Here is a 19664-nt window from a genome sequence, read left to right as displayed (position 1 = left end):
CTTTGGCGGTTAAAACCTATTGTTCGTCCCAAACACTGATATCAGCATTCTGGCCTTCGCCGCCGCTAACACCATCGGCACCCAAGCTGTAAATATCGTACTCTTTGCCGTCATCAGCCGGGCTCATGTACTGATAGTCGTTGCCCCATGGGTCTTTGTTCAGGTTATCGATATAACCGCTCGACTTAAAGTTGCGCGGAACCGGCGCGATAGAGCTTTTGGTCACCAGCGCTTCCAACCCCTGTTCAGTCGTCGGGTAATTGAAGTTATCAATACGGTACAACTTGAGTGCAGTTTGCAACGAGCTGAAATCCGCACGCGCTTTTTGCACGTTGGCTTTATCGAGGTTATCCATCACGTTGGGCACCACAATACCGGCAAGCAGGCCGATGATGATCACCACCACCATGATTTCTACCAGGGTAAAACCCGCTTGCTGCACGCGGGATTTCATCGCACTTGTTTTCATATTTTTTGTCATGACTGTCTCCTGAAACATCACTATCAACTGGTCTGCAAAACCCCGCCCATTCGCCTTAACTGAGCTTGGTCATTTCGAAAATAGGGGTGAGGATCGCCAATACAATCACGCACACCGCGCCCCCCATAAAAATAATTGTCGCCGGCTCCAACAAGCCCATAGCCACACCTAACATCATTTCCAACTCGCGCTCCTGATCTTTGGAGGCGTTGTCCAATTGCTGCGGCAAGGTGCCGTTGGTTTCACCACTGGCCACTAACTGCACCAGCAAGGGTGGGAAGTGACCGGTATTTTCCATCGCCCGGCTCAAGCTCATACCCTCGCGCACTGAAGCAGCTACAGTGTCACAAGCCTCTTGCAAGATTTTATTGGTCATCACCTGACCGGAAATATTCAGCGCCTGCAACAGCGGGACACCACTGGCAGATAAGAGGCTCAGAGTCGCCGCAAAACGCGCCGAGTTGATCTGTTTCACCAGCTCGCCGATTACCGGCAACTTCAGTTGTACCACATGCCAAGCGCGCAAACGTTTGGGGTCGCGCATCAAATGCTTGATAAAGAAATAGACCCCAACCAAAGCAACTAACAGATAGAGACCGTAGTTCATCAAAAAGCTACTGGTGGCGATCAACCCCTCGGTCAACGCAGGCAATTCGCGTTTGCCCTGCTCAAAAATTTTGACCAGCTTGGGAACCACCAACACCATGAGCGCGACAATTACCGCAAGGCTCACCACCAGCATGACCACCGGGTAGATCATCGCCATTTTGATGCGCTGTTGCAGTATTTGGCTGGTTTGGGTGTAGTCCGCCAAACGTTCTAATACCGGGCTTAAAAAACCGGAGCCTTCGCCAGCGCGCACCAGTGCGCGGTACATATCGTCAAACGCGACCGGATTGTCGCTGAGTGCCTGCGCCAAGCTTAAACCCTCCAAGACCTTGGTACGCACTTGCAATACAACACGTTTTACATTGGCTTTTTGCGACTGTTTGGCGGTAGCGTGAAGAGCCTCATCGAGTGGTAGGCCGGATTTGACCAACGAGGCCAACTGGCGGGTAATCAGACTGAGATCGCGCGTACTTAATTTGGCGGCGCGGCGACGCGACCAGGCGGAGATATCCATGCTGGTGCTGGCGCCAGAACCAGCGTCGGTACCGGTACCTGCGCCGGCACTGGCAACTTCAAGCGGTTTAAGCTTTTTGGCACGCAACTGCGTGCGGATATGGCGCTCGGAATCCCCTTCAAGTATGCCTTTGACGGTTTTGCCTTCTTCAGTCAGCGCTTTGTAACTGTATGCACCCATGATTGATATCCGTTACAGCTGGGTGGTCACACGCAGCACTTCTTCAATGCTGGTGATGCCATTGAGTACACACTGACGGCCGTCGTCACCCATAGATGGGCTGTGTTTACGCGCTTCGGCTAACAACTCCTGCTCGCCGGCCTGCTCATGAATCAAGTGGCGCAAGCGCTCAGTGATCTCAATTAATTCGTAAATACCTTTTCGACCGCGGTAACCTTGGTGATTGCAGTGTTTGCAGCCGCTCGGCGCCGGGCGCCAGATGGGGGTATCGGCTGGCAGTTTGAGCATTTCGCGCTCAGACTCTACCGGCAAGTACTGCTGTTTACAGTGACTGCAGAGCACACGCACCAAACGCTGTGCCATAACGACTTCAATACTTGAGGCTAGCAGAAAGGGTTCAACACCCATATCTTTCAAGCGCAATACTGCGCCGATCGCGGTATTGGTGTGGAGTGTCGATAACACCAAGTGCCCCGTGAGCGATGCCTGAATCGCAATCTCAGCAGTTTCTGCGTCACGGATTTCACCGATCATCACCACATCCGGGTCCTGCCGGAGAATAGCGCGCAGTCCTCGGGCAAAGGTCATATCGATTTTGGTATTCACCTGGGTCTGGCCGATGCCGGGCAACAGGTATTCAACCGGGTCTTCAACGGTGAGAATATTGCGACTGCGGGTATTGATATGGCTCAACCCCGCATAAAGGGTGGTGGTTTTACCGGAACCGGTTGGTCCAGTTACCAGGATAATCCCGTGTGGCCTGAGCAGGTTTTTGGTCAGGCGCTCATAGACCAGCTGCGGCATCTGCAATTGTTCAAGCTTGAGCTGGCCAGCGGCCTGATCGAGAATACGCAATACAATACGTTCACCAAACGCCGAGGGAATTGTTGATACCCGCAGATCCACTGCGTGACCTGCCAAACGCACAGTAATACGACCATCCTGCGGCAAGCGTTTTTCGGCGATATCGAGACGCGCCATTACCTTCAGGCGCGATACCAAGACCGGCGCCAACTCCGCCTTGGGCGAAAGTACTTCGGTCAAGATGCCATCGATACGGAAGCGCACTGACACGCGGTCTTCAAAGGGTTCAAGGTGGATATCCGAAGCGCCTTCGCGCACGGCTTGCGACAGAATCGCGTTGATCAAGCGGATAATCGGGGCGTCATCATCACCAGCGAGCAAATCGGTGCGGTCGGCCAAATCATCGGCCATGGATGACAAATCAAATTCGTTGCCAAGATCTTCGGCGGCGCGCTGCGCGGCACCATCGCCGCTTTGGTATTCACGGGTGAGGCGCTTTTGGAAGTCTTCAGCGGGCAACTCTTCCAGCACCAACTCCGGGCCGAGAATGCGCTGTAGCTCCAGCAGCACATCCAGCGTCAATCCTGGACGATGCAAGACCCGCGGCATCAACCCGGGAGCCAGCTCTTCCAGCATCACCCCATGGGCTGAGGCAAAACTAAATGGCAGCCGCTCGTAAACCGAAGGTTCTGCTGCAGTTTCGTCGAACGCCTCGTCAGTTAGCGTCAGCGGCTCCAATACTTGCTCGCTCACGATTATTCCCCAGCGGCTTCAGTTGCAGGTGCCGCATCGGCTTGTTTTGTCTCTTCTATGTACTTCTGAATCTGCTCTTCCCACTCAGGCAGTATGGGCACATCGCGCTTCCCTGTCAGAATGCCGCGTGAGCGCTGGAATTCGACTTGTTCATTTCTAATCGTCCGATACTTCTCCGCCGTTGCACCAGTCAGGACTTCATTAGTACGGATGATCGTTGGTTTGAGGAATATCAATAGATTAGTCTTTCTTTTGGTCGCACTCTGAGAGCGGAACAAATGGCCAAGCACTGGGATACTGCCGAGGACAGGAACACGTTGATCGCCTTTGTTGACCTGATCTTCTATCAATCCACCCAAAACGACAGTTTGTCCATCGCCAGCAAGAATTTGGGTTTTGATCTCACGCTTACTGGTTGTAGGTCCATTCGGTGAATTCTGGGTGTTACCAATTACTGAGGAGATCTCCTGCTCTATATCAAGCACCATACTGTCACCCTCGTTAATATGTGGAGTGACCTGCAGTTTGATACCTACGTCTTCACGGTTGACAGTATTAAATGGGCTAGCAAAAGAATTAACACCACCGGTAGTGCCGCCAGTGTTCGCACCGGAATAGGAACCGGTAACAAAAGGCACCTGCTGCCCGACCAGAATCGATGCTTCGCTGTTATCTGTTGTGAGCAAGCTTGGTGTAGACAGAATGTTAGTTGACTCAGTCGTCTGCAATAACTTCAAAACACTCAGGAAATCGATTTCCTTGCCAAGACGCCCAACGCCAAAAACGGGCGATTTAACAGTATTGATACCACCCGCCAAGGCCGCAAGTGCGGTGTTATCGTCAGGACTTTCCAAAATATTCAATGCCGGTCCAGCAACAGTCCCCAGCGCACCTCCGGAAGTAAATCCACCAAAACCTGCATCATCAGCTTGATACATCCATTCAATACCAATTTCTTTGGCATTGTTACCAGTGATTTCAACGATGATCGCCTCAACCAATACCTGTTGACGGCGGATATCCAAGCTATCGATAATCGACAGCATAGTGTCCATAGTGTCCACATCAGCTGTGATAAGCACCGAATTGGTCGCTTCATCCGCCTGCACGGCGGGTGGCGATGCATTTGCAGGTGCGCCCTCTGCGGCTTTACCCTGCCCGAGGCTTTGCATCATTCCCGAAAGCACTTTGGCGACATCTTCCGCCTTGGCGTACTGCAGATATTCCACACGCACATTGCTGTTTTTAGACTGCGGGCGATCAAGGTCATCGACCAATAACTTGAGGCGCTGGCGAGTCAGGTCATCGCCACTGATCACTACGGCATTGGTGCGCTTATCTGCCACTATGACCGGTGGCGAGGTGGTCATACCGCGGTTGGGATCGGGCTTTTCCAACTGGGTCAACATCGCCACCACATCCGCGGAGTTGGCATAGCGCAGCGGGATTACATCAGTATGCGTCACACCGATTTTATCCAGTTGTACCACCAATTCATTCATACGGGCGACGTTGGCGCGCGTATCTGTAATGATCAGAGCATTGCTGGGCTCATAGGTAGTGAGGTGGCCATACTGCGGAACTAAAGGACGCAGGGCGGCGAGAATTTTGGCCGCGCTAGTATTTTTAAGGGGAATCACCTGAGTGATGTAAAGATCGTCTTTGTTGGTGACGTTGTTTTCGGTCGGGATAGGCAGGTTGCGCGCGTCGCGGTTCATCACGATGCGCACAATATTACCGCTCTCTACGGCGGTAAACCCATGCACATCAAGCGATGCCAGAAATAGCTCGTAGAGCTCCTTGGCATTGAGCGGTTTAGTGTTGATAACCTTGATCGGGCCGCGCACCTTGGGGTCGATGATGAAGGTTTTACCCGTCAATCCCGCAATGGATTTGATCACTTCCTGGATATCGGTATCGTTAAAATTGACTGCCCAGCGAGTTTCGCCTTGCGCGTCGACCGGCTGTGCTTCGACTTGGGCGAAGACCGCGCCACTCATGCCCATAAGCGTCGCCAACAAAAGGCCGCTGATGATGTTGTTATTGTTACGACCATGAAACCGGATCACGAAAACCTCACTTGAGCATTACGTCTAGGTTAACTGTACTGCCACCGCGTCTGATTTCCAGATTCGCCGATGTGGCACTACCCATACTTTTGTAAATTTCCATTATTTTACCCGGGCTGCTCAACGGCACGCCGTTGACTGCTGTGACTATGTCATCAGTCTGCAGCCCCAGAGAATTGAACATCTCCGCATTGCGCCCCGGGCGAATTTTGTAGCCAACCACTTGGCCACCTTCGCGATAAATACTCATAGCCACCACATCGGCGAGGGTTTTACTGGCTGCTGCAGCTGATGGATCAGCACCAAATCGAGGCGAATCCGCTATCGGGCTTTTATCGACATAGAGCGGCGGTTGTTGTTGATAAGGGGGGTTAGCGTATCCCCCCTGCGTCGGATCACCGCCCGCTTGCGGAGCAGCAAAAGACGTAGTGAGTTTGGGTGCATTGGGATCTTCTTTAAATAGCCAGAGGGATTCAAAGGAGCCATTATTGTTGATGATGACGCGGCCATCCAATACCTTGGCGAGGGTCACATTCGTGCCAACCGGTAGCGTATCGCCCACCGCATAGACATCAGCGCGCTCTCCCGAAGCGATAATTGCGCGCCCTGCTTTTTCATCATTACTGCCCAATACACCGCGCAAAATCAGGTTGAGCTGGGTGTCGGCGGCATCTGTCTCTATGCCCTGGGTGGTCGGTTGGGCATCGACCGGGGGCGCCACTTCCTGGGCGGTATCGCCAAAGGGCGCCAAGGCGGTAATCTGGGTGATATTAACGGCTTCCGGCGCGGCACCCGCGCCAGACTGCGCATCAGCTGCGACCAGTGACAAGGTGGCAGGAGGAATAACCGGATTGGGAATTATCAGCCAAAACAGGCGCGCTAAACTGTGGCTGAGCCAAATCACCAGCAGCAACATCACCAACCATTGCCAGCGCTGCAGCGACACCCGATTTAAAAGCGCAAAAAAACGGCGCAGCTGGACTTCCAACTGGGCGGTGCGCTGCTCGAAGGCGGCTCTATGATTAAGTGATCTATCTTGCATAGGTCTGATTGATTCCCTTACCCGGGCTATACGACAAAAATCAGCGAAATGGCAATTAGTAGTCGTATCAAAAGCTTAGTGCATTATGTTTATCAAAGCCGTGAGATTCTACTCCATCCATATTACAAAAGCGAAATACTAAAATCAGTGTGGCAAGTCGCTTGCGACGCGAGTTTCGACGCATTTTGGATAGCAAAACAGGGGGGAAGTTGCACAATAAATGAAATATGCGACAGGGGCCGCAAAATAGGGGGCTTAAAACGCGAAAAACCCTGATTGCAGGAGGGGGCAATCAGGGTTCTTACAGGATGACTGGCCAGACCTTGGCGGTAAATGTGCTTGATTCCATTTTACTCCTTGCCAGAGTCGCTTCCTGCGACAATCTCCTCTGGTTGCCATTATTGATGAATCAGGCGTCAGGCAATAGTGGCTAATTTCGGTAAGTTTTGTAGGAGATATCTCACACAGCTGCCAGTCAAAACGACTGCAGTTTTGTTCGCGCAGGTTTATAATCCGTCGCCCACCTCCAGTCCTGCGAGAAAAAACCATGCCGCCCAAGACCTCAACACCCAAAAAGAAAGGCGTCGATTTTGAACAATCGCTCAGCACCCTCGAAAGCCTGGTGAACCGCATGGAACAGGGGGATTTGACGCTGGAGGAGTCACTGCACGCTTTTGAAACCGGAATAGCACTGACACGCGAATGCCAGACTCGACTGGCCGCCGCCGAACAGCAAGTCAGCAAGCTGATCGAACAGCAGGGCACCATCCATCTGGAGCCTTTTAATACCGATGAAGGCGATGCCTGATGCCTCAGGAATTTACCCAATTTGCCAGCCAATGCCGCGCACGGGTCGATAACGTACTCGACCAGTATCTACCGCTCGCACAAGACCCGACCCAGCTGCGCGCCGCCATGCGCTACAGCCTGTTCAACGGCGGCAAGCGCGTGCGCCCGATCCTCGCTTATGCCGCAGCGCTCGCCGTCCAACCCGGGATCAACCTCAATCTTATCGACCCCATCGCCGCTGCGCTTGAATGCCTGCACTCCTACAGTTTGGTGCACGATGACCTTCCGGCAATGGATGACGACGACCTGCGCCGCGGCAAACCTACCTGCCATATCGCCTTTACAGAAGCGACGGCCATTCTGGCGGGTGATGGGCTGCAAACACTCGCGTTTGATTTGTTGACCACCACAGACTTACCCGCCGCAACCCAAATCGAATTAATCCGCCAGCTGACACAGGGATCAGGAGTGGACGGCATGGTGCTGGGCCAGGCTATCGACCTGGCCGCCGTCGATCACCAGCTCAATTTGGCACAGCTGGAAACTATGCATCGACATAAAACGGGCGCACTGATACGCGCCAGCGTTGCAATGGGTGCCATCAGCGCCGGTGCAGACGATAAACAATTGGCCGCGCTGGATAACTACGCCTCCGCTATTGGCCTCGCTTTCCAAGTGCAGGACGATATCCTCGATGTCACGGGCGACACCACCACACTGGGCAAACAGCAGGGAGCGGATATCGCACGCAACAAACCGACATATGTATCACTGCTCGGACTTGATGCCGCCAAAACCAAAGCGGACGAATTACATCGTCAAGCTCTTGGCGCGCTTGGTATGTTTGATGAGAGCGCCGCACCCTTGCGCCAATTGGCCAGCTATATAGTCCAAAGGTCGAACTAGCCAAGCCTCTGGCAAGCCGCCTACAATAGCCGTCTATGAGCGGCAAACCGCACAACTATAAATGATGACTTGCATGCATAACGAAATCCCCACCAGTCGCCCGCTCACGCCGTTGCTGGACAGCATTGATAACCCCGCTGACCTGCGCAAGCTGGACGAAAAGCAATTGCCGCAATTGGCGGATGAGCTGCGCGCGTTTTTGCTCTATAGCGTGGGGCAGACCGGCGGGCATTTTGGTGCCGGTTTAGGCGTAGTCGAACTGACTATCGCGTTACATTATGTGTATGAAACACCGGACGATCGGCTCGTTTGGGATGTAGGCCATCAAACTTACCCACACAAAATCCTCACCTCGCGCCGCGAACGCATGAATAGTATCCGTCAGGGTAACGGCTTGTCGGGCTTCCCTAAACGCGAGGAAAGTGAGTACGACACCTTTGGCGTCGGTCACTCCAGCACCTCAATTAGCGCCGCCCAAGGTATGGCTATTGGGGCCAAAATGGCGGGGATTGAGCGCAAAGTTGCTGCAGTCATAGGCGACGGCGCCATGACTGCCGGCATGGCGTTCGAAGCACTGAATCACGCTGCACATACCGAAACCGACATGTTAGTGGTGCTTAACGACAACAATATGTCTATCTCACCTAATGTCGGCGGCTTCTCTACTTATCTGTCCAAAATCTGGGCGAGCAAGTTTTACAACTCCTTGCGCGAGGGCAGCAAACAGGTGCTCGGCAAGATTCCGCCCGCCTGGGAGTTTGCACGCCGCACCGAGGAGCATTTCAAGGGTTTTATGTCACCCGGCACCCTGTTTGAAGAGATGGGATTCAATTATGTCGGGCCGATCAACGGCCACGACCTGGGCGATTTAGTCCTCTGCCTGCGCAATCTGCGGGAGATCAAAGGCCCCAAGCTGCTGCATATCATCACCCAGAAGGGCAAAGGTTTTGAGCCAGCCGAACTCGATCCGGTCGGCTACCACGCACTGAATAAAATCGAACCCAAAAAAGCCGCGATTGGTGTAGTAGATGCCCCTAAAAAACCCAAATATCAGGACGTATTTGGCCAGTGGCTGTGCGATATGGCCGCGCAGGACCAAAAGCTGATCGGTATCACCCCTGCAATGTGCGAAGGTTCAGGCATGGTGGAGTTCGCACGCGATTATCCCGAACGCTTTTACGATGTCGCCATCGCCGAGCAACACGCCGTTACCCTCGCCGCCGGTATGGCCTGCGAGGGGCAAAAACCAGTAGTGGCGATTTACTCAACGTTTTTGCAGCGCGCCTATGACCAGTTGGTGCACGACGTTGCCCTGCAAAATCTCGATGTGACTTTTGCCATCGACCGCGCGGGATTGGTTGGCGAAGACGGCCCCACCCACGCGGGCAGTTTTGATATCAGCTACCTGCGCTGCATCCCCAATATGGTGATTGCCGCACCGAGCGACGAAAATGAATGCCGCCAATTGCTCTACACCGCCTACCAATACCAAGGCCCTGCGGCGGTGCGCTACCCGCGCGGCACGGGTACGGGCGTTGCGATTGAAAAAACCTTTACCGCCCTACCCATCGGCAAAGGCCTACTGAAACGAGAGGGCAAACAGGTAGCATTACTCTGTTTTGGGACCTTACTGCCCGTCGCGCAGCAAGTAGCTGACCAATTGGGTTACAGCCTGTGCGATATGCGTTTTGTGAAACCGCTGGATACCGAGCTGATTGAACAAATGGCTGCCAGCCATGAATTGCTGGTGACGCTGGAAGAGAACGCCATCGCCGGTGGCGCGGGCAGCGGTTTGAGCGAATACCTCAATAGCCGCGCATTGACTGTGCCGTTATTACAGCTGGGCTTTGGCGATGAATTTGTTGAGCACGCCAGCCAGAAACAACAACTGGCAAGTCAGGGGCTGGATGCAAAATCCATCGCCGAACACATCAGCCAGCGCTTGGGCAAAACCAGCGCTGACACCAAATTGGCGGCGCGCTAAATCCCGGGGAGGCACGGCCTCCCTGTTCACCAAGCCAATCCGCGAGGAGTCCTTACCTTGCCATCCACTAAAGCCGACCACTCCCAGGGACTGTTGTTATTCCGCCTGCACAACCAGCAGGTATTTGCCTTGGGCACGCTTAAAATCCAGGAACTGGTGCCCTTTCAGCCAGTCACCCCCATGGTCAACCAGCACCCGAGTATTTTGGGCGCACTCAATGTGCGCGGGCAGACTATGCCTATTGTTGATTTGGCCGCCGCTGTCGGCAAAGGCGCCACCCCCAAAGACACACTGGCGAGCAGCTTTATCATCATCACCGATGTACAGCGGCAAAAAGTCGGCTTTTTGGTGCGCCAGATTGAACGCATCGCCGATACCAACTGGCGCGACATAAGTGCGCCGGACAAATTTTTAGGCAGCAGCACTTACATCACCGGCGTCACTAAAGTGGACAACCAGCTAGTGCAGCTATTGGATGTCGAAGTGATTATGGCGCGCCTGTTTCCGCTCGACCCGTCCAAAGCCACCGCAACCATTACCGATATGGAGCGCGAGCAACTGCGGCCGATGAATATCCTGCTGGTAGATGATTCCCGCACCGCGCGCAAACAATTGAGCGACTCACTCGATGCCATCAATGTGCGCTATCAAGTAACTGACGATGGCCAAAAAGCGCTGGACATAATGCGCACCTCTGCCCAACAGGGGCAGCCGATCGACCTGTTGGTCAGCGATATCGAAATGCCCGGCCTGGACGGCTACGAACTGGCCTTTGCAGTGCGCGACGACAAACAACTCGCCAACGCCTACATTATTTTGCACACCTCGCTCTCGAGCAGCATCAGCGTCAGCCAAGCCCGTCAGGTCGGCGCCGACGAAGCACTCACCAAGTTTGATGCGCGCGAGTTGATCGATGCCATGTTGCGCGGCGCCACAAAAAAGCGTCGCTAACAACCATCTATGCCCATCACCCCAATGCCGTGACCCCTGCCGCAAACCGCTCCACCAAAAAATCGATAAACAACCTTACCTTGGGCGCCAAATGGCGCTGCTGAGGGTAGACAACCCATACACCGGTGTCCGTAAAACGGTAGTCATCCAACACCGATATCAAGCGCCCATTGGCCAGAAACTCCTCCACGTAATAATCCGGCAATTGCGCCAACCCCAGGCCTTTGAGCGCCGCATCCAGTAGCGCCGGGCCTGAATTCGCCTGCCAGTTGCCATGAACCACCAGATCTTTACGCTGCCCCTGATGGCTCAACAGCCAGTAGCCACGCGTCCCCACAAGGCAATTGTGACGCTCCAGATCCGTCAGGGTTTGCGGCGCCGAAATACGCGCGAGGTAAGCAGGTGAACCAACGATATACTCGCGCCTGTCACATAAGCGTTTGGCGATAAGCGTTGATTCGCGCATTACCCCCATGCGGATACCCAGGTCAAAACCCTCTTCGATCAATTCCACCTGGCGGTTGCTGAAATACATATTCACCTTGAGCTGTGGGTAGAGCAGCTGGAAATCATTCACCAGCGGGGCGATATAGCGGTCGCCAAAGGTGGCTGCTGCAGTAATCTTAAGTAATCCAGTCGGCTGGCCCTGATGGTGCTGCAGCAGCGATTCCGCCTCGCGCAGACCATCAAACAAATGGCGGCAGCTCTCGTAATACAATTGGCCAGCGTCGGTCAGGCGAATCTGGCGGGTGGTGCGATACAACAATTGTGTCCCCAGTTGCAGCTCAAGCTGGCTCACCAACCGGCTCACATGGGAGTTAGATACCTGCAGCTCGCGCGCTGCTGCCGCAAAACTGCCAAAGCGCACCACGGCGATAAACGCCTCCACCCGCTCCCAATGCTGCATTGTTGCTCCATTGCAATAATTAAGTGATTTTTAGCTGGCTTATTGCCATTGAGTCACTAGTCTACACTTTGCCCCCAGAAAAATGACACGCCTTGTGTATTGATGCGACATCTTGGCCCCCATCACCCAACAAGACCCGGAATCAGGAATCACTATGAAATCACGCGCCGCCATTGCCCTCGCCGCCGGACAACCACTGGAATTAGTCGATATTGATGTGCAAGGCCCCCGAGCGGGTGAAGTGTTGGTGCGCATTGTGGCGACCAGCGTCTGCCATACCGATGCCTACACCTTGTCTGGCGCCGATCCCGAGGGCGTATTTCCCGCCGTGCTCGGCCACGAAGGTGCAGGCATAGTGGAAGAAGTGGGCGAAGGCGTGACCAGTTTGAAGGTGGGCGACCATGTGATTCCGCTCTATACCGCTGAATGCGGCAAGTGCAAATTCTGTCTCTCGGGCAAAACAAACCTGTGCGGCTCGGTGCGCGCCACCCAAGGCAAAGGCTTGATGCCCGATGGCACTACACGCTTTTCACTCGAAGGCAAACCGCTCTTTCACTATATGGGCACCTCGACTTTCTCGGAGTACACCGTATTGCCGGAAGTGTCCCTGGCCAAAGTCTCCAAAGAGGCACCGCTCGATAAAATCTGCCTGCTCGGCTGCGGTGTCACTACCGGCATAGGCGCAGTGATCAATACCGCCAAAGTGACTCCGGGTTCTACTGTCGCTGTGTTTGGACTGGGCGCTATTGGCCTCGCAGTAATTCAGGGTGCGCAGATGAAGAACGCCGGGCGCATCATTGCCATCGACGTCAACCCCGGCAAATTTGAGCTTGCGCGCCAATTCGGCGCGACCGATTTCGTCAATCCCAAAGACCATAGCGCGCCCATCCAACAGGTGATTGTGGATATGACTGACGGCGGCGTGGATTACTCGTTTGAATGCATCGGCAACGTGAATGTGATGCGCTCGGCGCTGGAGTGCTGCCACAAAGGCTGGGGCGAATCGATCATCATCGGCGTCGCCGGTGCAGGCCAGGAGATCTCCACACGCCCCTTCCAGCTAGTGACTGGCCGAGTGTGGAAAGGCTCAGCCTTTGGCGGGGTAAAAGGCCGTAGCCAACTGCCTGGTTATGTGGAGCGCTATATGAAAGGTGAGATCAAGATCGACGAATTTATCACCCACGATATGCCCTTCAACAAGATCAATGAAGCATTCGATTTGCTCCACGAAGGCAAAAGTATCCGCACCGTTTTGCACTACTAAGCCTCGTACAATTATTCAGGAAGCGAACCCAAACCATCATGACCACTACACTGACCGAAATCGCTGCCAACAAGTGTTTTGGCGGCTGGCTTAAGCGCTACAAGCACCGCTCTACCAGTCTTGATTGCGACATGATTTTTGCGGTGTATTTGCCACCGCAGGCGGAAACACAGAAAGTGCCAGTGCTCTGGTGGCTGTCAGGACTGACCTGTACTGATGAAAACTTTATGCAGAAGGCGGGGGCGCAGCGAATTGCAGCGGAATTGGGTATAGCCATTATCTGCCCGGATACCAGCCCGCGCGGACTCGACCTGCCCGGAGAGCATGACAGCTACGATTTTGGTTCAGGCGCTGGCTTCTACGTGAACGCCACCCAGGAACCCTGGAAAACCAACTACCGCATGTACGACTATGTGACTCAGGAACTACCCGAATTGGTGATGGCTAACTTACCACTCAACGGGCGCGAATCGATTAGCGGCCACTCAATGGGCGGCCACGGTGCTCTGGTATTGGCGCTGCGCCAGCCGGATCGCTATGCCTCTGTATCGGCTTTTGCCCCCATCGCCAATCCGAGTAATTGCCCTTGGGGTGAGAAGGCATTTAGCGGTTATTTGGGTGCTTACCGCGGCACTTGGGCGCAATACGATGCCTGCAAGCTGATTTCGACCCGCCAATCGCGGCAGGAATTATTTGTCGACCAAGGCGAGGCCGACAACTTCAAAAACGAACAGCTCAAGCCCGAGCAACTTCAAGCAGTCTGTGCTGAAGTCGACCATCCACTGATCTACCGCAGCCATGCAGGTTACGACCACAGCTACTTTTTTATCGCAACTTTTATCGAAGACCATTTGCGCTATCACGCCAAACACCTGTTTAACCGCGCCGAATAGGTAACGCATCATCCACCGATAACCCTCCCTCTACAAATCTTTTCTGCCAGGGGCTTGCCAAGCCCCTTTTTATGGACTAATTTTGTAACCGTTTACATCAATAACAATAATCACACGTTATCAACCATAAGCCCAACCTCCATAATACCAATAATTTTTATATTTAAATCAGTATCTTATCTAGAATTAACCAGAACAAACCCGAATTTTGCTCTCACGGTCAACACCTTTTATGGATGTATTATTTTCCAAAAACCTGTAACCGATTACAAAAATGTGTGTTTTATGGGCAACAATTGAAAAAATGGAGAGGATGTCAGGAAGAGGGTTTAAAAGGGGAGCGTCGCCAACTATGGCTACAGAAAACCGCCCTGAGCAAAGGGCACTATCGACAATAATCATAATGAGGATATTCCAGTGAAAACATCAACCTTGATCAAACACGTCTCCGCTATAGCAATGGCTATTGCAGCCGCTAGCAGCAGCGCGGGCATTTATGTCTCGGGTAGTACCGTGTATGAAAACAGCTCGCCGTTTGTGATGCGCGGAGTCAATGTCGCCCACGCCTGGTATGCCGATAAAACCAGCAGCTCACTCAGTGACATTTCCAAAACCGGCGCCAACACCGTGCGGGTAGTACTGGCGACAGGAAAGCTGTGGAGCAAGACTTCCGAATCACAAGTCGCCAGCATTATTAGCCAGGCCAAAGCCAATAAACTGATTGCCGTGCTGGAAGTGCACGACACCACCGGTTACGGCGAACAGACTGCCGCTACGCTCAATGAGGCGGTCGATTACTGGATCAGCATAAAAAACTCGCTGATCGGACAGGAAGATTACGTCGTCATCAATATCGGCAATGAACCTTTTGGCAACGGCCAATCTGCCAGCACCTGGACTAACGGCCACAAAAATGCCATCAGCCGCTTGCGCGCCGCCGGTTTCAAGCACGCCTTGATGGTCGATGCCGCCAACTGGGGGCAGGATTGGCAAAACATCATGCGCGACAACGCTGCCAGCGTGTTAGCCAGCGACCCGCAAAAGAACGTGATGTTCAGCGTGCACATGTATCAGGTGTACAACAACGCGAGCATCATCAATAGCTACATGTCATCGTTCAAGAGCAATGGTCTGGCCCTAGTGGTGGGTGAGTTCGCAGCGGACCACTTCGGCGAGAACGTCGATGAAGGCTCAATCATGAGCTACGCCAAACAGTATAACTACGGCTATATCGGCTGGTCATGGGCGGGTAATGGGTCGGGGTTAACATCACTGGATATAGCCCAAAACTTCAATCCCAGCACCTTAAGCTCATGGGGTAATACCCTGATCAACAGCGCGAATGGGATTAAAGCCACCTCCAAAAAAGCAACCATCTTTGGTGGAGGCAGCAGTTCTTCTGCAGCCTCAGGTGGTACCTGCAATTGGTATGGCACCAACTACCCGATTTGCGTCAATACCAGTTCCGGGTGGGGCTGGGAAAACAACAAAAGCTGCATAGCTCGTAGTACTTGCAGCTCGCAGTAATACTTTAAGTCTTCAGGAGTTGTCTCTCCCCTCTTGGGCGATGTACGAAAGTGCATCGCCTTTTTTATTGGCTGATGCGACAATATCGAGACCAATCGAATATGGAATTTTTATTGATACCAGAAAACGAACAAGGAAGAATAAAGCAAAAAACGGGGGGGAGGGATTTAATCAGGAGGAGGATAGACAGGAGGTGGAAACTCAAATCCTTTTGAGCTCACTAAACCACTCACTCATATCATGGTCATGCCAGTTCTTTATACACTTGGTTTTTTAAAAAACCCAATGCACCAAACCACAAATGTGACACACGTCCTATATTTGTCGCTGAATACATCTAAATATTACAAAGCATTACAGCATTTTTGTGATTGGCATCAAATAACACCTACAAAAAAAGCGCCTAAAAGCGCTTTTTTTGGAATAAGCCAATCTGGTACTTTTCGGTTTATTTACTGTGGGCAAAACGCTTGCGCAGCACAAACAAAACCGTAAAAGCGATAATCAGGAAAGCAGGGAAAAGTGCCAGGTTTTGCAAAGTAGCCTGACCCGCCGTCAGCTCTACCGCTTCCGCTGGAACACCATTGGCAATGGCTTCGGCTTTTGCATCATCCAGCCAACCGCCAATCACCGGGTTCCACATGCTCATGGAGAACATTCCCGCACCACCTAACAGCGACATCCCCAGTGCACCAGTTTTGGGTTGATATTCGCTGATAAACCCGATCATGGTCGGCCAGAAATAAGTCACACCCAACGCGAATACCATAGCGGCGATATAAATCAATCCGCCAGAGGCGATGCTGAGTAAGTAAATACCAATAGTAGTCACCACAGCCGACATCAACAGCACTCCAACCGGATTAAGCGCCTCAACAATCGGCCCTGCAAAAAAGCGCCCCAGCGCCATCAACCCGGTTACCAGCGCAAGCACCAACATCGGGTGTGCACCCGATGCACCGAAAATACGGTCTACCCACTGCTGGGTACCAAATTCGGATGCGGCGGTAACGGTCATGCAGAAGAACATAAAAATAAACAACGGCGAGAAGAGCGCCTTGATATTGGTTTTGGTTGATGTCTCGGAATTCGCCATAGTCGGGAAGGGCTGACCGAAAATCATCACTCCGTAAATAATCGTCGGGATAATCATGATCGCAATCTGCCACTGCCAGTCCAGACCCAACTTGGTCATCAAGCTGGATACCAGAGCACCGATCACAATCCCGCCGGGGAACCACACGTGGAATTTGTTCAACATCGCCGTCTTACGGGTGTGATAAATATCGGCGATCAACGGGTTGCAAGCTGCTTCAACCGAGCCATTGGCGAAGCCGATAAAGAAGCTCGATAACAACAGCGTGACAAAGCCATTGGCGGTGATGGTCAACACCAAACCGAGCAAATGACAGGCAAATGCCAGATACATCAGCGTGCGCGCACCGACATGGTTGTAAATCAAACCGCCAAACATCATAGCGACCGGAAAGCCGAGAAACGCCATGCCGTTAATCCAACCCAACTGGGCATTAGTAAAATCAAAGTCTGCGCTGAGCTGGGTGAGGATACCTGCGCGAATCGCGAAGGTCATGGCCGTCACAATCAGCGCAACACAGCAGGCTACAAACAGCCGCTGTGGATTAATCGTTGCAGAGGAGGTGGTCATAATGGTTATACCTTTTGTTATTGGGGTCTTTTGTTATTAGTCAGAACGAGCGAGTAAAACATTACACCAGCGGCGTCCAAACACCATCGCGCTGGCTTGAGGTTAGCACGGCTTGGATAAAGCGCATACCTTCCACACCGGTATCGATATTCGGCACCCAATTTTGCAAGAAATGCGATTCGCCTTGCTGACGCGCAATAAGAATGTCGGCGATATCTTTATACAAATTCGCGAAACCTTCGAGATAACCTTCCGGATGGCCACCGGGTGTACGCATACCGCGCGCTGCAATCTCGCTGCCGATATCACCGCGACGGGTGATGCGTTGACGCGGTTTATTTAACTCGCCAAACCATAACTCATTCGGGTTTTCCTGCGCCCATTCGATGCCGGCTTTTTCACCATAAATACGAATGCGCAAACCATTTTCACAACCTGGCGCAACCTGGCTTGACCACAACATCCCCTTGGCACCGCCATCAAAACGCAGTAGCGCATGTACGTTGTCATCTACCAAACGGCCATCGACAAAACTGGTGAGATCCGCACTAACCGCACTGAGTTTCTGTTGTGTGATAAAACGCGCAAGTTGAAATGCGTGGGTGCCGATATCGCCCAAGCAACCGGCAAGACCCGAACGCGCCGGATCTGTACGCCATGATGCTTGTTTATTATCGTCGGCTGCCGCTTCGGTTAACCACTCTTGTGGATATTCCACCTGCACCACGCGCACTTTGCCGAGTTTGCCTTGCTCCACTAATTCACGCGCGTAACGCACTAATGGATAAGCCGAGTAGTTGTGGGTGAGCGCAAAAAAACAGCCGCTTTTTTTCACGATTTGCTCTAGCTCTAACGCTTCTTCCAAAGTGCGCGTTACAGGTTTATCGCAAATCACATCAATGCCCGCTTCCAAACAGGCTTTGGCGACGGGGAAATGCATATGATTGGGAGTAACAATTACGACAGCTTGAATGCCATCGGCGCGCGTTTTTTCTACGCGCAACATTTCTTCATAAGAGGTGTAAGCGCGATCCGCCGCGATATGTAAATCGGCTGCGGAAGCTTTGGCATTTTCCGGATTAGCAGAGAGCGCACCGGCAACCAATTCAAAACGGTCATCCATACGCGCGGCGATACGATGCACCGCACCGATAAATGCACCGCGACCACCACCGACCATGGCATAACGAATTCTTGGAGTTGTCATAGTGTTTTTCCTTATTTTTACAGACCGAGAATTCTACGGTTTTTGGCTTCATCAATTCCGCTTTTGGCGAAATCATCAAACGCGCGCTCAGTCACTTTAATAATATGTTGCTGAATAAACGGAGCGCCTTCTGCCGCACCCACCTCCGGATGCTTCAGGCAGCACTCCCATTCCAACACTGCCCAACCGTCGTAATTGTAAGCCGCGAATTTGGAAAAAATTTGCTTGAAATCCACTTGTCCGTCGCCGAGTGAACGGAAGCGGCCAGCGCGGTCTACCCAACTTTCGTAGCCGCCGTACACGCCTTGCTGCGCAGTCGGATTAAATTCCGCATCTTTCACATGGAACATTTTAATGCGCGCGTGATAGCGGTCGATAAACGCCAAATAATCGAGTTGCTGTAAAACAAAATGCGAAGGATCAAACAAAATATTTGCGCGCGGATGATTATTTACCGCCGCGAGGAAACGCTCGAAAGTCGCGCCATCATGCAGGTCTTCACCGGGGTGGATTTCGTAGCAGACATCAACGCCCGCTTTATCAAACGCATCCAGAATTGGCAGCCAGCGGTTCGCCAGTTCTTCAAAACCTTTTTCCACCAAACCGGCAGGGCGCTGTGGCCAGGGATACAAATAGGGCCAGAGCAAGGCGCCCGAGAAAGTCGCGTGCGCTTTCAAACCGAGATTTTTACTCGCCTGCGCAGCAAACAGTAATTGCTCAACCGCCCATGCTTGACGAGCTTTAGGATTGCCGCGCACAGACTCAGGCGCGAAGCCATCAAACATATCATCGTAAGCGGGATGCACCGCAACAAGTTGGCCTTGTAGATGGGTGGACAATTCCGTCGCCACCAAACCGTGTTTGGCCAGGGTCGCCTGGAATTGCGCGCAGTATTCCGGGCTTTTCGCCGCCTGCTCAAGATCAAATACGCGCTTGTCCCAAGTGGGAATTTGTACGCCTTTAAAACCCAGACTTGCCACCCAACCGGCAATGGCATCGAGGCTGTTAAACGGGGCGGTATCACCTAAAAATTGGGCCAAAAAGATGGCGGGGCCTTTGAGGGTTTTCATCGTCGTTCTCCGGGCGGTAGCAGGACGGATCAAGTCCGTATTGTTTTT

17 protein-coding genes are annotated in these 19664 nt (G+C 52.8%); 7 read left to right on the top strand and 10 right to left on the bottom strand.

All coding sequences use genetic code 11. The features are described 5' to 3' along the window. Window positions 1-16 precede the first annotated feature (16 nt). The 5 genes from gspG to gspC are packed head-to-tail and all read right to left on the bottom strand — an operon-like array spanning window position 17 to window position 6452. A complete protein-coding gene (gene gspG / locus B4E62_RS10705) occupies window positions 17-481 on the bottom strand; it encodes a type II secretion system major pseudopilin GspG (RefSeq protein ID WP_310074533.1) in 465 nt (154 codons plus the stop codon). Between the two features lie 55 nt (window positions 482-536). Beyond that, on the bottom strand, window positions 537-1784 hold the full coding sequence (gene gspF / locus B4E62_RS10700) for a type II secretion system inner membrane protein GspF (protein ID WP_331352066.1): 1248 nt from the start codon (window positions 1782-1784) through the stop codon (window positions 537-539). A 12-nt stretch (window positions 1785-1796) separates the two neighbouring features. Next, window positions 1797-3317: a type II secretion system ATPase GspE gene (gene gspE / locus B4E62_RS10695; protein ID WP_331352199.1), complete on the bottom strand. Its 1521-nt coding sequence runs from the start codon at window positions 3315-3317 to the stop codon at window positions 1797-1799. Window positions 3318-3343: 26 nt separating this feature from the next. After that, the gene (gspD, locus tag B4E62_RS10690) at window positions 3344-5410 is read right to left on the bottom strand and encodes a type II secretion system secretin GspD (protein WP_331352065.1); all 2067 of its coding nucleotides are present in this window, start codon (window positions 5408-5410) and stop codon (window positions 3344-3346) included. 7 nt (window positions 5411-5417) lie between these two features. After that, window positions 5418-6452 carry a type II secretion system protein GspC gene (gene gspC, locus B4E62_RS10685; RefSeq protein ID WP_331352064.1) on the bottom strand — a complete coding sequence of 345 codons (1035 nt, stop codon included), beginning with the start codon at window positions 6450-6452 and terminating at the stop codon, window positions 5418-5420. A 547-nt stretch (window positions 6453-6999) separates the two neighbouring features. Between gspC and B4E62_RS10680 the strand changes: the two genes are divergently transcribed. The 4 genes from B4E62_RS10680 (at window position 7000) to B4E62_RS10665 (ending at window position 11082) form a co-directional block, all read left to right on the top strand. Further along, complete coding sequence (locus B4E62_RS10680) at window positions 7000-7260, top strand: exodeoxyribonuclease VII small subunit (RefSeq protein ID WP_331352063.1); 261 nt, start codon at window positions 7000-7002, stop codon at window positions 7258-7260. After that, window positions 7260-8147: a (2E,6E)-farnesyl diphosphate synthase gene (gene ispA / locus B4E62_RS10675; RefSeq protein WP_331352062.1), complete on the top strand. Its 888-nt coding sequence runs from the start codon at window positions 7260-7262 to the stop codon at window positions 8145-8147. Before B4E62_RS10680 ends, ispA begins: the two co-directional genes overlap by 1 nt. 73 nt (window positions 8148-8220) lie before the next feature. Then, window positions 8221-10131, top strand: coding sequence for a 1-deoxy-D-xylulose-5-phosphate synthase (gene dxs, locus B4E62_RS10670; RefSeq protein ID WP_331352061.1), 1911 nt, complete (start codon window positions 8221-8223; stop codon window positions 10129-10131). A gap of 57 nt (window positions 10132-10188) precedes the next feature. Continuing rightward, window positions 10189-11082, top strand: coding sequence for a chemotaxis protein (locus B4E62_RS10665; protein ID WP_331352060.1), 894 nt, complete (start codon window positions 10189-10191; stop codon window positions 11080-11082). 16 nt (window positions 11083-11098) lie between these two features. Here the strand turns inward: B4E62_RS10665 and B4E62_RS10660 are convergent, their stop codons facing one another. Further along, window positions 11099-11989 carry a LysR family transcriptional regulator gene (locus tag B4E62_RS10660; protein ID WP_331352059.1) on the bottom strand — a complete coding sequence of 297 codons (891 nt, stop codon included), beginning with the start codon at window positions 11987-11989 and terminating at the stop codon, window positions 11099-11101. Window positions 11990-12143: 154 nt separating this feature from the next. Between B4E62_RS10660 and B4E62_RS10655 the strand changes: the two genes are divergently transcribed. Both B4E62_RS10655 and fghA read left to right on the top strand, forming a co-directional pair. Next, window positions 12144-13253 carry an S-(hydroxymethyl)glutathione dehydrogenase/class III alcohol dehydrogenase gene (locus B4E62_RS10655; RefSeq protein WP_331352058.1) on the top strand — a complete coding sequence of 370 codons (1110 nt, stop codon included), beginning with the start codon at window positions 12144-12146 and terminating at the stop codon, window positions 13251-13253. 38 nt (window positions 13254-13291) lie between these two features. Further along, window positions 13292-14146 (top strand): S-formylglutathione hydrolase, encoded by an 855-nt coding sequence (gene fghA, locus B4E62_RS10650; protein ID WP_331352057.1) that lies wholly within the window; start codon window positions 13292-13294, stop codon window positions 14144-14146. Window positions 14147-14332: 186 nt separating this feature from the next. On the opposite strand, the gene B4E62_RS10645 is transcribed toward fghA, so the two are convergent. Then, on the bottom strand, window positions 14333-14548 hold the full coding sequence (locus B4E62_RS10645) for a hypothetical protein (protein ID WP_310074555.1): 216 nt from the start codon (window positions 14546-14548) through the stop codon (window positions 14333-14335). A gap of 15 nt (window positions 14549-14563) precedes the next feature. Here B4E62_RS10645 and B4E62_RS10640 point away from each other — a divergent pair, with 15 nt between their 5' ends. Next, window positions 14564-15673, top strand: coding sequence for a cellulase family glycosylhydrolase (locus B4E62_RS10640; protein WP_310074559.1), 1110 nt, complete (start codon window positions 14564-14566; stop codon window positions 15671-15673). Window positions 15674-16121: 448 nt separating this feature from the next. Here the strand turns inward: B4E62_RS10640 and B4E62_RS10635 are convergent, their stop codons facing one another. From B4E62_RS10635 to B4E62_RS10625, 3 genes are all read right to left on the bottom strand, one after another. After that, window positions 16122-17339, bottom strand: coding sequence for an MFS transporter (locus B4E62_RS10635; RefSeq protein WP_310074560.1), 1218 nt, complete (start codon window positions 17337-17339; stop codon window positions 16122-16124). Between the two features lie 61 nt (window positions 17340-17400). Continuing rightward, window positions 17401-18546, bottom strand: a complete 1146-nt coding sequence (locus B4E62_RS10630; RefSeq protein ID WP_331352056.1) for a Gfo/Idh/MocA family oxidoreductase — start codon at window positions 18544-18546, stop codon at window positions 17401-17403. Between the two features lie 17 nt (window positions 18547-18563). Further along, window positions 18564-19616 (bottom strand): sugar phosphate isomerase/epimerase, encoded by a 1053-nt coding sequence (locus B4E62_RS10625; RefSeq protein WP_310074565.1) that lies wholly within the window; start codon window positions 19614-19616, stop codon window positions 18564-18566. Between the last annotated feature and the right edge of the window lie 48 nt (window positions 19617-19664).

The sequence above is a fragment of the Cellvibrio sp. UBA7671 genome (genome assembly GCA_002483145.1).
Lineage (GTDB): Bacteria > Pseudomonadota > Gammaproteobacteria > Pseudomonadales > Cellvibrionaceae > Cellvibrio > Cellvibrio fibrivorans.
This window is presented reverse-complemented; position numbering and strand designations above follow the sequence as displayed.